Source organism: Halomonas sp. AOP43-A1-21 (assembly GCF_052376775.1).
Classification (GTDB): Bacteria; Pseudomonadota; Gammaproteobacteria; order Pseudomonadales; family Halomonadaceae; genus Vreelandella; species Vreelandella colorata.
Map to the genome: position 1 here is coordinate 48,088 of NZ_JBQSWC010000013.1, position 15,608 is coordinate 63,695.

Consider the following 15,608-nt stretch of genomic DNA (forward strand, 5'->3'; position numbering starts at 1 on the left):
ATCAGCCGTGCCGAGAGCCTAGTATCTGCTTCAAAACGCGCGATTCCAGTACAAAAGGAACGGACATATGATCCTCACCCTCGACTGTATAAAAACTGCTGCGTAGGCCGTATGCCGACAGTGGTTCAATTCGCTGATAGAGCTGACTGGCATCCTGCTGGTTCTGAAGAGAGTCGTGGTCAGCCACGATCAATGACAAACTGTGGTGGATAACATTAGCCTCGCCTGCTTCAACCTGCTGCCTGAAATCGCGTTCATGTTTCAGCAGATAGCTATCATCCCACCAAAGGCTCGGGCTGGCGGCAACCAAGTGATTAAACAGATCTGGTCGGGTAAACAGAGCATAAATCGCAAACATGCCGCCAAACGAGTGGCCATAAAGGCTCTGGTGATGAGTATCCACCGGGAAGCGTTCAGCGACGGCGGGCATCAACCTATCCTCGATAAAATCCAACAGCTCATCCTGCCCGCCCTGAGGAGGTGTGTTATTTTCCTCTGGTACCGGCGGTGATAAGTCGTAGGAGCGCCGCAAGAAATTATGGGGCGCCTCGCCAGGATAGGCGATGCCGACAATAATGGCCTGGCGAAACTGCTCTTGCGCCCGCTTGGCCTCATGCAGGGAAGCGAAATACGCGTTGGCATCCAGCACATAGATCACTGGGTAACCACCGCTGTAGGGCACCTCGCCTTCGGGCTTGCTGATCAGAATCCGATAGGCAGCGCCCTCCTCATTTTGCATCGACCATTCCAGCGTCTGGTCAAGGGTTACTGGCCGTTCAGGCACCGGCTCCTGGCTCGGCGCCGCCACCGCTGATACGGGCCCAAGCAGCAGCCCATTAAATATTAAAGTACTGATAAATAACTTCATGGCAGGTTGCCTCCTAACCACTGTAGCCCTATTACTGGATTCACCACTGGTACGAGATGCTGCCAATCAGGCTGCGGCCGGCTCCGCGATAGCAATAGATGCCCTCGCAGGAAATATGCTCTTCATCCGTTACGTTAGACGCATTGAGGCTGGCGCGAACGCCCTGAAATGAGCCGCCGAAGTCATAGTGGGCCGCCAGATCAACGAGGCTGTACGCGCTGTTTTTATAGCTATTGGCATTATCGATGTATTCAGTACCGATATAGCGCACCCCGCCCGACAGATGCAGTCGATCAAGCTCGGGAACCCGATAATCCACCCACAGAGATGCTAAATGACGGGGTGTATTCGCTAGATCACTGCCCTCGTTGCCATCGTTATCTTGCGTTATTTCAGCTTGGTTATAGTTGTAGCTTGCCGTCATACGCAGGTCGTCGGTGACATTTCCAACAGCCTCAAGCTCAAATCCACGGGTACGCACTTCTCCGGTCTGCTCCTGAAATAGCGGATTGTCCAGATTAGTAGTTTTACGATTGGTTTCATGGATTTGGTAGATTGCTGCTGTTAGCAGCGTATCACTGCCCATTGGCTGATATTTCAGCCCCAGCTCGAACTGCTCACCGTCGGTGGGATCGAAGTCATTGCCTTCTGCGTCGGTACCGGCCTCAGGCAAAAACGACTGCGCATAGTTAAAGTACGGCGATAGCCCAAAGTCAAACGCGTAAAGCGCACCAAAACGCCAGGTGTTCTTCTCATCCCGGCGTTCGCTGGTAATTTCGGTAAGATGGTTGTGGGTTTCATCGTGCGCCCAATCGTGGCGAACGCCTGCAGTCAGACGCCAGTTATCGAGCTTAATCTGATCCTGTAAATAAAGACCTTTGCGGTGGTTTTTACCACTGTCATCCGTCCAGACGGTACTCGGCTGGGCCACTGGTTGGCTGTAGTCTGGGTTGTTGATATCGATGGAGGGCGCGCTGCCTCCAGCATAAGTAACATCGTTCTCAAGGAAGGAGTAATCAGCACCTAACATCACCTTGTGCTCCACCTCGCCTTGATTAAATGTTGCCTCAAGCCGGGTATCAGTACTCAGAGACTCCATCTCTTCGTAAAGACCCACACTGCTACGACTCAAGGTTGAGCCGGATAAGGCGCCCGCTGAAAGATACTGGTTGGTAGTATCTACTTGGCCGTATCGCAGGTTTTGCTGCAGCTGCAGATGGTTATTAAAACGGTGGTTCAACTCATAGCCCAAAGCCCACTGCGTTTGATCCAGCTTATCGAAGTTCTCATCACTGGACCAAAAATGGGTCAGGTTTTCACCGTCCTGATAAGGGCGCGGAGAAGCGGAGGTTAGACGCTCCTGATACTGAGTGATAAAAGTGATGTCGGTGCGATCACTAATCTGCCAAGAGAGAGACGGCGCCAGCAAAGCAACATCATTACCTACCTGCTCAATATCCGTTTGCGCATCGCGCATCACGCCCACCAAACGGTATTGAACATCGCGCCCCATATCGCCACCAACATCGAATTGGCCTTGCAGATGATCATGGCTACCTACCTGAAGCTGCACTTCCCGCGTTGCGTCTGCCTGAGGACGCTTACTGACGCGATTAACCAACCCACCCGGTGAAAGCTGGCCATAGCGCATTGAGTCCGGACCTTTGACGACTTCGATGCGCTCCAGGTTATAAGGCACGGTGGAATAGTAAGACAACCAACCGCTATTTGGCTGGCGCAATCCATCAAGGAAATCGCCATGGTAAACCGTCGGGTAGCCCCGTATTGAGATCAAGTCAAAGCGTGGATCCATACCCGCCGCTTCAGTTCGAACCCCAGCAGTATAAGCGACCGCCTGCTCTACCGTCTGTGGTTGACGGTCACGCAGCTGTTCATCCGTTATAACACTGACACTTTGCGCAAGCTCTATAAGCGGCGTATCAGTTTTGGTGCCCGCCGAGGTGCTATAAGCCAAATAACCGCCGTTACTGATTTTGCTTCCCAATACCTCAACGGTATCCAAAACCATGGCTTCTGCTTTATCAGCTTTCTCCATTACGTAATCGGCAGGGCCCTGCTTGACCACCTGCAAACCACTACCCTGAAGTAACTGTGTAAAACCTTCTTCCACGCTATAACGTCCATGCAAGCCATCGCTTTGCAGGCGTTCTGTGAGGCTCGAGGGAAAGGATAGAACGATACCTGCATGACTGGCAAACTGGCTTAATACGCTGCCTAGTGGCCCCGGCTCGATACTGTATGTACGGCCTGCCGCCTGCTGTGTTTGGCCCTCCACTGTTTGTTGCGCCTGCGCTAACGGCGCGGATAGTGGGGCCATCAGCAAGCAGCCCAATATAATACCCAGCACGCGCGAGGGTTTGTTGTAATGCTGGCGAAGAAGCATGGGCGTTTGGCAGAGCTTAAAATGCATTGTCATCGTTATCTCGTTAATTTCAGAGTCAATAAATCTCTCTATGGGTCGAACGAGATCGAAAAAGGGACAAAAAATAATAGAGTTTTTTTAACTAACCTCTTTTATGGTTACCCAGTAGTGGGTCAGACGGTCGATTTTAACCGGCAACGCATTGGCAATAGCCTGTAGTGCCCGGCCAGTATCATCAATAGGAAAAGAGCCGGACACCCGCAGCCCGGCAATCGAGGGGTCACAACGCAGCACGCCTTTGCGATAACGGCTCAATTCGGCCACTAAACTACTTAGCGGCCAATCCACTACCACTAGCAAATCGCGTGTCCAGCTATCTGCTTGCGGGGCGGCGTTGGCAACCTTCACATTACGTGTACTCATCCACGCCTGCTCACCGGCAACAATACGCTGGGTCTTATCACCAGCCGACAAGGGGATCAACTCGACCTCATCTTCCAGCACAGTGACCTGGGTAGACATATCTTGCTTGCGCACCGTAAAAACGGTTCCCAACGGTATAACCAGGCCCTGTTCAGTGCGTATCTGCAACGCTTTATTAGCAGCAACTTTTTTGGCGCGTTCACTTGTGCGTATAAAGATTTCGCCTTCGTAGAGCCGGATCACTCGTGCCGTCGAGGTTTCCACAACGTCCAGTGCAGTGGCAGTATTGAGTATCAATTGCGTACCATCCGCCAAACTATATTTGCGACGTTCGCCTCGTGCGGTACGATGACTGGCCATCCAGCTTTGCGTAGGGGCTTGTCGCCATGCCAACGAACCAATCGCGCCTCCGGCAGCCAACAAAGCAAAACTGCGCAATACTGCCCGGCGGCTATGTCCCTGATACTGTTTAAGCTGCAACGTATTGAGTGACGCGGTGCCGGGCACTGACTGTAGCTGTCGGCGTAATTTTTCCACCTGTTGCCAAGCATAAGTATGAGCCGGATCGGCCTTCAACCAGGCGTCATGTGCCTGCTTTTCTTGCTCGGTAACATCCTCGGAGCGCAGCAGCGCATCCCACCGGGCGGCAGATCTGAGGGTGTCTTTACGGGCTGCCTGATTATCAATCATCGCGGTTATTCACACATAAGCAGCAAACAATGCTCAGTGGCTTTGGCCATATACTTTTTTACTGAGCTTACGGATACTTCCAAACGCTCGGCGATCTCGGCATAGCGCAGCCCTTCCAAATGGCAGAGTAGAAATGTCTGGCTGACCTTATGGCCCAGCCCCTCCAGCATCGCATCGATCTGAAACAGCGTTTCCAGAATAAGCGCCTGCTCTTCCGGAGAAATGACTACAGGCTCGGATTGATGTTTCAGCGCTTCCAGCCAGGCCTTTTCCAACGCATCCCGGCGCACAAAATCTATCCATACCCGACGGGCAATAGTGGTCAAAAAACTGCGCGGTTCATAAATTTTACTAATTTGGGCAGTATTGCCTGGGGAGGTAAGAATGCGCAGGAAGGTATCTTGAGCCAGATCAGCCGCCTGCCAACTACAGCCCGTTTTGCGCTGCAGCCAGCATTGCAACCAGCCATAATGTGTATTGTACATTTCGGCCAGCGGCGTATTTTTAGCTGAACCAGGCATTGCCCTCTCCAAAACAGTCAGCAAACCGAAGTAATTCTAATAATAGTAACTATTTAATGCAAATAATTACCATTTGTTTTAACTGTGTTTTTGGAGGGGTCTTTTTGAGTTCATGGAATGCGCTAAGCCATCGTAAGCGATAAGCCTCTTGATACCGTTGATTACTGTGGCGTGGCAAACGCGAGTTAACGCTCTGACTGGCCTCTACGAGTGATGCTTATTTTGCAGCGCATCGCTAAACGCGGCGGCCAGGATGCCCGTGGGCATGGCGATAATGCCGATGCCTGCCACAGCGGTTAAGCCTGCAAAAAACTTACCCAGTGCGGTGATGGGCGTGACATCGCCATAGCCCACTGTGGTCAGGGTGGCGATGCTCCACCATAGGGCGCGCGGTACGCTGCCAAAAGCTTCCGGCTGGGCGGCGGCTTCTACCACATACAGGCAGCAGGATGAAAACAGCAGTAAAAGCCCTGCCACTCCGGCACTTAGCAACAGTTCATGGGTGCGAGATTTAAGGGCGTCTGCCAGGGCAGACCATGCCTGGCTAAACCGTCCCAAACGTGCCAGACGCAATATGCGCGCTAAACGCAGAAGCCGCAGTAAGAAGGCATTGTTATGGGTCATAAAACCCAGGAAGAAAGGCAGAATGGCGATTAAATCCACCAGCGCCCAGAACGAGAAGATATAGCGAATACGCCCTGTAACACCGCGATAACGCGGATCTTCACCGATCGTATATAGCCGCAGCAGATACTCAATCGTAAATACACCGATAAACACGGCCTCCAGCGCTGTAAATAGCCCTGGCGCCATCGCTCTGAGCGTCGGCTCGGTTTCCAGTATGGCGGTAAGGGATGCAAGCAGTATGAGCAGACAAATAAGCTGGTTGAGTCTCGACAACCCCTTTTCATGCCAGGCTTCTGGTGCTAACTGGTGATAGAGCTTGGCTTTATTCATGCCCTCGCTCCAGCGGGCACCGGTTGACGCACATCAATCGACGTACTGCCACAGTGGCATAAATATTCAGGTGCTTATTCCCTTGGTCGTCTCAGGCTTTGAACCTTTAATGGTTAGAACCACTTTTTATTAACTAAATCCAAGTAAACCCGAAGGCGTAATCGATTGTAAAGAAAAAGGCATGGTGTCTTTTAAATCTTGATTAGTCAGGTATGGGTGTCCTTAACGCAAAGCCCCCGACCTGGGCCGGGGGCTTATCAAATACCTGAGCTTACAGCATCAAGCTTAGGACTCTACGTGGAACGCCATGGTCGCGTTAACTGCCTTTTTCCAACCGGCATAAAGCTCGTCGCGCTTTTCGTCTTTCATCTGTGGCGTAAAGCGCCGCTCTAGCGCCCACTGTTCTACGATTTCATCGCGTGATTTCCAGAAACCGACTGCAAGACCGGCAAGATAAGCCGCACCCAGTGCGGTGGTCTCGTTCACCTCGCAGCGCAGTACGTCCACTCCCAGTATATCGGCTTGGAACTGAGCAAGAAAATCATTGGAGATCGCCCCGCCATCGGTGCGCAGCTCGGTCAGCGCAATGTCGGCATCTGCCTGCATGGCTTTGAGAACATCGGCGCTTTGATAGGCAAGCGATTCAACCGCCGCGCGCACAAAGTGCTCTTTTTGGGTGCCCCGAGAGAGCCCAAACATGGCGCCGCGCACGTTGGAGTTCCAGTAAGGCGCCCCCAGGCCGGTGAAGGCAGGCACCATATAAACGCCGTCATTATCCTTGGCGCGGGTGGCGTACGCTTCTGAATCGGACGCCTTGCCCAGCATTCTCAGGCCATCACGCAGCCACTGGATTACGGAGCCTGCCACAAACACGCTGCCTTCCAGAGCGTACTCCAGCGTGCCATCCACTTCCCAGGCAACGGTAGTGAGCAGGCCGTTTTTGGAGGGCGTGGCGTGGGTGCCGGTATTCATCAGCGTAAAACAGCCGGTGCCGTAGGTATTTTTCGCCATGCCCGGCTTGAAGCAGGCCTGGCCGAACAGCGCGGCGTTCTGGTCGCCAGCGATACCGGCAATCGGTACCTCCTGGCCCATCAGGAACTTAGGCAACACGTTGCCATAGATTTCACTGCTGGATTTAATCTCGGGCAGCATCGATTCGGGTACGCCGAACAGCTCGAGTAGCTCCGGGTCCCACTGCCGATCACGAATATTAAACAGCATCGTGCGGGATGCATTGCTGACATCGGTCGCGTGTACGGCACCGCCGGTCAGGTTCCACACCAGCCATGAATCAATGGTGCCGAACAGCAGATCGCCCTTTTCGGCTTTCTCCTTAACGCCCGCTACGTTCTCGAAAATCCACTTCAACTTGGTGGCGGAAAAATAAGCGTCAATCACCAGGCCGGTTTTATCGCGAATCATATCGGCGTGGCCCGCTTCACGCAGCTCATCGCAGATCTCGGCGGAGTGACGCGACTGCCAGACAATGGCATTGTGCACGGCCTGCCCGGTATGTTTGTCCCATACCACGGTGGTTTCACGCTGGTTGGTAATACCGATGGAGGCAATTTCGGAAACATCCACGCCGCTGTTATTAATCACCTCGGTCAAGGTGGTCAGCACGCTGGTCATGATCTCGCGGGGGCAATGCTCGACCCAACCTGGGCGCGTAAAAATCTGTTCGAACTCATGCTGCGCTACGCTGGCTATCCGGCCTTCATGGTCAAATAGCATCGCCCGCGAGCTGGTGGTGCCTTGATCAATAGCGAGGACGTAGTTTTTCTGGCTCATGAAATGCCTCTCAAGCGTTAACGTTAAACGATTATTTTAAAATCAAATCAGCATGCTGGCTTAATAAACCCGGCTGACTTAATAAACCCGGATAATTTAATAAACATAGGCGGCAAGCCCGGCGAGGATGCTGCCGACAGCAGGCCCCAGGATCGGCACCCAGGCGTAGGACCAGTTGCTCGTCCCTTTATGCTTAATGGGAAGTAGCGCGTGAGCAATGCGCGGCCCTAAATCCCGAGCGGGGTTGATCGCATAGCCTGTTGGCCCGCCTAGCGAGGCACCAATGGATACTACCAGCAGCGCCACTGCCAGCGGACCAAGCCCTGACGGCGTATGGCCAAACATGATAATGACAAACACCAGCACAAAGGTACCAATGATCTCGGTGACCAGGTTCCAACCGTAGGAAGGGATAGCCGGGCCTGTGGAGAACGTCGCCAATATGCTTGAAGCATTTTCAGTAGCGTCGTAATGCTTTTTATAGGCCAGGTAGCAAATGGTTGCACCCAACCAGGCGCCAATGACTTCAGCCGTAAAGTAGGCGACGGTGGTCATAGCGTTGATAGGAATACCGGGGGCGTACTCGTTCGCCGGGCCTACCAGCAACGCAAGCGTAACGGCAGGGTTGATATGGGCGCCGGTGTCATAGGCAACATAAACCGCACAAAAAACCGCGAGTCCCCAACCAAAGAAGATAACGATGCCATCACTACTGTTACCGTTGGTTTTATTCAACAGCACATTAGCTACCACTCCGCACCCCAATAACGTTAATACGGCCGTACCGGCTATTTCGTGTAGAAAAATTGTTTCAAGCATTGCTACTCAGCTACCCCGTTTGACCGACTCGTCACTCTTTGAAGCAGCCGGATGTTCTTTTTAGAAAATTTCGTTTTCTTTTTGGCATCCTATAGCGGGCATTTTAAAAAACAATATAAAAAAACGAACTTTTACATAATCACAATATAAGAATATGATTTTAATATAATTATATGCAAATATAGACATTAGTTTAATGCGTGTTCGCTTATTATAAACAACCACTAACTCGATCACACAAAGATCCTAAATTGTCAACTAACGAACATTTTATTTTGGATAGTTATTGAATAGTTTTCTTCTGTGCATATTTTTTAAAAAAGTATAACCGTAGTGATTTTTGGGTTAGCAAAACGTGACCTATACTCAGGGTGGCAGCGATTGAGCTGGCCATCCTAAGCCCGTATTAAAAGCGGGCCTGACCACGTTTTTTGGGGTCACTTATCAAGGAGGAACGTACTATGTCGAGGTCTTCACCGACGACCTATCTAAGCGGCATCCACCCGCTTCATGCCTTATTACTTGCAAGCACCTTTCCACTTTTTCTTGGCGCTACGCTAAGTGATTACGCCTACTCGAAAAATTTCCATATCCAGTGGAGCACGTTTTCTTCCTGGTTAATTGCCGGGGGGCTTGTTTTTGCGGGACTGGCTTTTCTATGCGCAATTATCGGCCTCTTTCGTGCCGAACATCGCCGCGGGCTTGTCCTGGTCTATCCATTGATTTTGCTGGTCACCTGGATACTCGGCTTTATCAATGCGCTAGTTCATGCCCGTGATGCATGGGCCATGATGCCTACCGGCCTTATTCTTTCGATCATCGTTACCGTACTGACCGTCGCGGCGATTTGGATCGGTTTTTCTCGGCGCACCGTCGGAGCAACGTCATGAAATATTTTGCACTTCGCTATACAACGCCTTTGGCACTGCTGCTGACTGCCAGCGGCGCTTACGCTTTTGATGTCGAACAGCCCTTCGGCCCCAACCCTACACTCCCTGAACCGCAGCGCGGGCTGCTGCCAGATATGACGGTTCCCGAACCTGCCGAATGGGGCGACCAGCTGCCTACGGTTCCCGAAGGCTACACCATCACCAGGATCGCTTCTGATCTCAAGGTACCCCGGCAAACCATCATGCTGCCCAACGGCGATATTCTGGTAGCCGAAGGCAGTGGCGGTAATGCGCCAGCGTTAAAGCCCAAGGACGTAATCGCCGGCTATATCAAGGACCAGGGCAACACCTCTGTAGAAAGCGGCGACCGCTTAACCCTGCTGCGCGATGAAAATGGTGACGGCAACTACGAACAGATGATCTTCGCGGAGGATCTGAACGCGCCGTATGGACTAGCTCTGGTAGATAACAACCTCTATGTGGCCAATCAGGACGCGCTGGTGCGTTTTGATTATGAAGAGGGCCAGACAGAAGCCAGCGGGCCGCCTGAAGTCATTGCGCAGCTACCTTCAGAGATCAATCACCACTGGACCAAGGCGATGACCGCCAGCGCCGATGGCCAATATCTTTATGTGGGTATCGGCTCTAACAGCAATATTACCGAGCGCGGTATGGAGGCTGAGGTTAATCGCGCCGAAGTGTGGGAAATCGATGCCGAAACGGGCGCTCACCGGCCCTATGCCACTGGCCTGCGCAACCCGACAGCGCTTGCCATTCATCCTGATACCGAGCAGCTCTGGGCAGTGGTGAACGAGCGTGACGAGTTGGGCTCGGACTTGGTGCCGGATTATCTCACCTCCGTTCAGGAAGGCGGCTTTTACGGCTGGCCCTACAGCTACTGGGGGCAACATGTCGACCCACGCGTACAACCGGAAGATCCTGAAAAGGTAGAATCCGCCATTGCGCCTGACTACAGCCTGGGCTCTCACGTGGCACCGCTTGGCTTGGCGTTCTCTACCCCAGCCATGGGCGAAGAATACGCTGAGGGCGTTTTTGTCGGCGAACACGGCAGTTGGAACCGTGCCGATCCGGTTGGTTACAAGGTAAGCTTCATCCCCTTCAACAACGGCCAACTCTCTGACAGCGATCCGATTGATTTTGCCAGCGGGTTTCTTACCGATGATGGTAGAGCACTCGGCCGCCCTGTGGGCGTGACGGTTGATCCGGACGGCGCGCTGATCATCGCCGACGATCTGACCAATGCGATCTGGCGGGTGACACCGGATAATCCGCCCGCTCAACAGGCGTCCGAAGCAGACGACGCTGAGACAGAAGATCCTGAAGCAGCAAGCCCTGATATAGAAGGCTCTAACACAGAAGACCAGGAAAACGAAGATCTGGAAACAGACGAGTCCGTGACAGAGACCACTGAATAACCCAGCCAGTTGTCAGCGCCTCAAGTGGCTAAGGGCCAATCAAACGCCGGGTGGGCATTCCCCATCCGGCGTTTTTACCTACTGAAAATGCTTAAAACCCCAGTAGCCGCTTACGCACTGGCCGAATAGCCACCAGTGCCAGTATGCCGAGCGCCAACCACTCCAGCCAAACAGGCAGCAGCTCCTGCACCTCGCTTGCCTGCTCGACAGGGTTCCAGCCTGTCATACCCAGCACCGTGTCAAACACCCAGCCCACCAGCACGGTCACAGCAAGCACGCTGGTAAGGTATACGGCCAGTGCCGGATTGCCCAACTCGCGGCGCAGAATGGCCAACGTCGCCAAGCTGGTGATCGGCCCCGCCAGTAAGAATACCAGCGCCATGCCGGGTGAAATCCCGGCCAACAGCAGCCCGGCGGCCACCGGCGTAGCCGCCGCTGCGCAGATATAGAGTGGAATCCCCACTACGGCCATCAGTACCAGCGCCAGCAGGCCGCCCGAGTAATAAGCCAGCGTATCCGGCGGTACCAGGCTAACCAGCACGCCGGCCAGGAGTAGCCCGGCAAACATCCACGTACTGATGTCGTCCAATAAATCGCTGAATGCATAACGCAATCCGGCTTTCAGGCCAACGGGTTCGCCGGTGTCTGAATCGGGCGTATGGCAACCCGATGAAGCGCAGCAGCCACCGGACGTGGCCGGCACTGGCGTTTCAGTTTCACGCGTAAACCCGACCAGCAGCCCGGTCACAATGGCGGTTACCAGCGCACCTGCGACCCGCACTACCGCCATCAGTGGGCCAAGCAGTACGCTGGTAAGCAAGATGGAATCAACCCCGACCCCAGGCGTGCTGATTAAAAACGACGTGGTGGGCCCACGTCCGGCACCGCCACGGTGCAAGGCAATAGCAGTGGGAATTGCGCCACATGAGCACAGCGGTAACGGCATGCCAATGAACGCCGCCCGTACAATGCTGCCAAGGCTGCGGCCGCCCATCCAGCGCTGGAGCAAATGTTCCGGCAACCATGCCTTGATCAACCCAGCAATTAGCAGCCCCAACAGCAGCCACGGGGCTGCCGTTAGTGCGATTTGCATTAGTTCGAATATCAGCGTCATGTCATCATCTACTTATCCACAGAGGGAATAGGGTCTAGCCTAAACCCTGTAATCGTTACAGGGTCAAGCTGATGAAAAACGCTTATCGCATTGGTGAGGTAGCTACCCGCACCGGCTGCTCACCGGAGAGTATTCGCCATTATGAAAAGCTGGGGTTATTGCCTGCTCCAAAACGCAGCGAGCAAGGCTATCGGCACTACGATCAAGCAGCGCTAGAGCGTATAGGTTTTATTCGTCATGGTCGCAGTCTGGGGCTTGATCTACATAGTATTCAGGAATTGCTGGCACTTTCTGACCACCCTGATACCGACTGCGGCGCAGCTGACGACATCGCCACTCGACATCTTCAGCATTTGGAAGCGCGCATTGCCAAGCTGCAAGCGCTCGCCGCTGAGTTACGCCAAGTGGTACAACAGTGCCGGGGCGGCAAAGCCGCCGACTGCCAGATTATTCAAACGCTGTACGACCACACCCACACCTGCAGCGAACGCGGCTGTGGGTAAAGAGATGCTGGTAATAAAGGCATAGGTAATAAAGGCATAGGTAATAAAAACGTAGGTAAATAGGGAGGTGGCACGCGGAATTGAATTCCCTCATTTTCACGCAGCGTCGTCTACGCTGAGGTTAGAGTAATCGTAAACAAGGAGTAGCACATGATCGAAACAAGGGAAGAACTCGACGAGATCAGAAAGACTTGCCGCACAATGGTAACCAAAAGCTCAAGCCTTTCGGCGGGCACGGCGATCATTCCCATTCCCGGTTTAGATATCGGCTCAGACGTTGCCATATTGTTAAGGCTGATTCCCAAAATTAATGAGAAATTCGGTTTAACGCCCGAACAAATCGAAAGCCTGGATACAGAATCCAAAGTAATGGTGATGACTGCCATTTCCAACGTGGGCAGCAAGATGGCCGGAAAATACATCACCAAAAAACTGGTTGTATCGCTGCTGCAAAAGATGGGCGTTAAGGTTGCCGCGAAAGGCGCTACTAAATTTGTGCCCTTTATCGGCAGCGCCGTGGCCGGAGGTATCAGCTTTACAGCGATGAAGTATATGGGCAATAGCCATATCGACGACTGCTATGAAATTGCCTTGGCGGCGATGGAGAACGACCTTCCTGCCAACGCGACAGAGCCTATGTTTGAACCCAAGCCATCCGAGCTTGATTAGAGCAGTCTGTTACCATCGTAGCGCTTACCGTTATCGCTCCCCCTATAAGTAAGCGTCAACCTCGCTCCACCGTTTAAACCCTAAACGGTGGACGACCAACAGCGCCAATACCCCCTATTGCTTGGCAAAAGCCAGTAGATACATAATTATGCTGTGCTTTTTCAAGAACATAACTGTCCCTTCAGGCATGCCAAACAGATCCTGCCACGAATATTAAACATTCTCATGTACATTTACATTTAAGAACCGTTTTTATATGATCCTTCGCCATTAATCGACACAAAACCAGCGAACAAGCGCCGTCAAGGCGTGCAAGGGATCCTATGAAAACGTCATCACTTCATGTCTTGAACACGGCCCGGCGGCCAGTGCAACATGCCACGCTAACCGCGCTTGTTTCCGCCTCTTTACTCGCCTCTGGTAGCGCTTTCGCGCAAACCACTAGCGCCGATAGTCCTGAAGCGCTGAGTACCGTCACGGTGACCGGCACCAATCTGTATGAAAACGTTGGCTACACGCGGCGCACCACCAGTGCAGGCACCGGTTTAACGCTTACCCAGAAAGAGCTGCCGCAAGCCATTAGTATCGTTACGGAACAACGCATCCAGGATCAGAATCTGGATTCCATCGAGTCGGTGTTGAGTAACACTACCGGTATTTCGGTGCGCAATGTCGATAGTGATCGCGTTAGCTTCGCATCGCGCGGATTTCGTATCAATAGCTTCCAATACGATGGGATTCCTACGCTCAATCGAGATAATCGCTGGTATTTTGGAGAGGGACGGCTAAATACAGCGATCTACGACCGTGTGGAAGTAATCCGTGGCGCCAACGGCTTGACCACGGGCTCGGGCAACCCCGGAGCATCGATCAATTTCGTACGTAAACACGCCGACAGCCGCGAACTTACTGGCTCTATTTCCGGCACCGTGGGCAGTTGGGACAAGCGTGGCACAACCGTCGATGTCACCACGCCGCTCACGGCCTCTGGCAATGTACGCGCTCGCTTTATCGGCGGTTATGAGGAAGGTGGTGCCCACCTTGACCGCCAGGACAAGCGTCGCACCTTCGGCTACGGTATTATCGATGCCGACGTAACTGAATCTACAACGCTCTCCCTGGGTTTTGACTATCAGGATAGCCACACCTCCTCGCCCACCTGGGGTGGTTTACCGCTATGGTTCAGTGACGGGACGCCCACCAACTATTCGCGCTCGTTCAGCGTGGCGCCGGACTGGTCCTATTATGACTTCGAGTCCGAGAAAGTTTTCGCGGAAATCAGCCACCGGTTCGACAACGACTGGCAGGTGCGCGTAGTCGGCGCTCATGAAAAAACCGATATGGACGGCAAGCTGGCCTACCCCTACGTGGAATCAACCCTACCGGATCAAATGGGTGCTGGCGGCGTTACCTTCTTTACCGGGTGGAACCGTGGGCACCGTGAAGTCGACTCTGTAGACGTGCAGGCAAGCGGCCCATTTGCGCTTTTAGGCCGTGAGCATGAGCTGGTCATCGGCGGCAACTACAGCGACCAGACCAATAACTACGAAAACACCTTTATTGATGGGTTTACCGTCGATGATTTCAATAGCTGGGACGGTTCGGCCCCCAACGAAGGCTGGGCGCCCTTTACTCCCTCTGAAGCATCCAGCACCCGTCAGAAAGCCGTTTATACCGCTTCCCGCTTCTCGCTTGCTGACCCGCTAACACTGATTGTCGGCGCACGCTATACCGAGTGGGAAGGCATGACCCAATTCCGCAGCCTTGATCAACAGAGCAAGTACGAAGTCACGCCTTATGGTGGTCTAGTATACGACTTCAACAATACCTACTCGGCCTTTGCCAGCTACACCGAGATTTTCGAGCCACAGAATTACCTCAATGTTGACGGCACTTACCTGGACCCGGTGGTAGGTAAGAACTACGAAACCGGCCTCAAGGCGGCCTGGCTCAACGGCTTGCTTAACGGCTCCTTCTCGGTCTTCCGTATTGAGCAGGAAAACGTTGCCGCAGCCCTCCCGATGGGCCCAGGCCAAACCGAGACGTTTTATACCGCCGCTGAAGGTGTCGTGAGCGAAGGCTTTGAAGTAGAGCTGAGCGGTGCAGTGACTGATGATCTGGATATGACCGTTGGCTACTCTCACTTCACCGCGAAGACCGAAGACGACACGCTCAATATTAACCAGCCGCGCTCCTTGTTCAACCTGTTTGCAAGCTACAACGTGCCGCAGAAACCTGAGCTGACCGTGGGCGGCGGGGTTAACTGGCAAAGCAGCCTTTTCGCCGGCAACCTGTCTACACCAGCAGGTATTCCTACCGAATACGAGCAGGATAGCTACACTCTGGCCAACCTTTTCGGTCGCTACCAGTTCACGCCGGAGCTATCGCTTCAGGTTAACGTGAAGAACCTGTTCGACGAGAAGTACTACAGCAATGTGGGTGGCTACGGCGTTTATGGCGAGCCACGCAGCATCTCCTCAACGCTGCGCTACGCGTTCTAACTTGCTGGCGCAAGCGTTAGCACCGTGCTGACAAGATCGCCTC

13 protein-coding genes are annotated in these 15,608 nt (G+C 53.3%); 5 read left to right on the plus strand and 8 right to left on the minus strand.

The features are described 5' to 3' along the window. Window position 1: 1 nt before the first annotated feature. The 7 genes from ACT3R7_RS09195 to ACT3R7_RS09225 all read right to left on the minus strand — a co-directional run bounded on the left by ACT3R7_RS09195 (window position 2) and on the right by ACT3R7_RS09225 (window position 8,452). Window positions 2-868, minus strand: a complete 867-nt coding sequence (locus ACT3R7_RS09195; protein ID WP_192537565.1) for an alpha/beta hydrolase — start codon at window positions 866-868, stop codon at window positions 2-4. Between the two features lie 40 nt (window positions 869-908). Continuing rightward, window positions 909-3,305 (minus strand): TonB-dependent siderophore receptor, encoded by a 2,397-nt coding sequence (locus ACT3R7_RS09200; RefSeq protein ID WP_225736095.1) that lies wholly within the window; start codon window positions 3,303-3,305, stop codon window positions 909-911. 84 nt (window positions 3,306-3,389) lie between these two features. Continuing rightward, window positions 3,390-4,364 carry a FecR domain-containing protein gene (locus ACT3R7_RS09205; protein ID WP_192537566.1) on the minus strand — a complete coding sequence of 325 codons (975 nt, stop codon included), beginning with the start codon at window positions 4,362-4,364 and terminating at the stop codon, window positions 3,390-3,392. 5 nt (window positions 4,365-4,369) lie between these two features. After that, window positions 4,370-4,885, minus strand: a complete 516-nt coding sequence (locus tag ACT3R7_RS09210) for a sigma-70 family RNA polymerase sigma factor (RefSeq protein ID WP_192537567.1) — start codon at window positions 4,883-4,885, stop codon at window positions 4,370-4,372. Between the two features lie 204 nt (window positions 4,886-5,089). After that, a complete protein-coding gene (locus ACT3R7_RS09215; protein ID WP_192537568.1) occupies window positions 5,090-5,842 on the minus strand; it encodes an ion transporter in 753 nt (250 codons plus the stop codon). 285 nt (window positions 5,843-6,127) lie between these two features. Next, window positions 6,128-7,633 (minus strand): glycerol kinase GlpK, encoded by a 1,506-nt coding sequence (glpK, locus tag ACT3R7_RS09220; protein WP_192537569.1) that lies wholly within the window; start codon window positions 7,631-7,633, stop codon window positions 6,128-6,130. Window positions 7,634-7,729: 96 nt separating this feature from the next. Continuing rightward, a complete protein-coding gene (locus ACT3R7_RS09225; RefSeq protein ID WP_192537570.1) occupies window positions 7,730-8,452 on the minus strand; it encodes an MIP/aquaporin family protein in 723 nt (240 codons plus the stop codon). 461 nt (window positions 8,453-8,913) lie between these two features. Between ACT3R7_RS09225 and ACT3R7_RS09230 the strand changes: the two genes are divergently transcribed. Together ACT3R7_RS09230 and ACT3R7_RS09235 are read left to right on the plus strand one after the other, a co-directional pair. After that, window positions 8,914-9,342, plus strand: coding sequence for a DUF2231 domain-containing protein (locus ACT3R7_RS09230; protein ID WP_192537571.1), 429 nt, complete (start codon window positions 8,914-8,916; stop codon window positions 9,340-9,342). Then, a complete protein-coding gene (locus ACT3R7_RS09235; RefSeq protein ID WP_192537572.1) occupies window positions 9,339-10,778 on the plus strand; it encodes a PQQ-dependent sugar dehydrogenase in 1,440 nt (479 codons plus the stop codon). Before ACT3R7_RS09230 ends, ACT3R7_RS09235 begins: the two co-directional genes overlap by 4 nt. A 91-nt stretch (window positions 10,779-10,869) precedes the next feature. Here the strand turns inward: ACT3R7_RS09235 and ACT3R7_RS09240 are convergent, their stop codons facing one another. Then, a complete protein-coding gene (locus ACT3R7_RS09240) occupies window positions 10,870-11,892 on the minus strand; it encodes an SO_0444 family Cu/Zn efflux transporter (protein WP_192537573.1) in 1,023 nt (340 codons plus the stop codon). Window positions 11,893-11,963: 71 nt separating this feature from the next. Between ACT3R7_RS09240 and ACT3R7_RS09245 the strand changes: the two genes are divergently transcribed. The 3 genes from ACT3R7_RS09245 (at window position 11,964) to fhuE (ending at window position 15,565) form a co-directional block, all read left to right on the plus strand. Continuing rightward, the gene (locus tag ACT3R7_RS09245; RefSeq protein WP_018917960.1) at window positions 11,964-12,395 is read left to right on the plus strand and encodes a MerR family transcriptional regulator; all 432 of its coding nucleotides are present in this window, start codon (window positions 11,964-11,966) and stop codon (window positions 12,393-12,395) included. A gap of 150 nt (window positions 12,396-12,545) precedes the next feature. Beyond that, window positions 12,546-13,064 (plus strand): hypothetical protein, encoded by a 519-nt coding sequence (locus ACT3R7_RS09250; protein ID WP_192537574.1) that lies wholly within the window; start codon window positions 12,546-12,548, stop codon window positions 13,062-13,064. Between the two features lie 323 nt (window positions 13,065-13,387). Next, window positions 13,388-15,565, plus strand: a complete 2,178-nt coding sequence (gene fhuE / locus ACT3R7_RS09255; protein WP_192537575.1) for a ferric-rhodotorulic acid/ferric-coprogen receptor FhuE — start codon at window positions 13,388-13,390, stop codon at window positions 15,563-15,565. Window positions 15,566-15,608 lie beyond the last annotated feature (43 nt).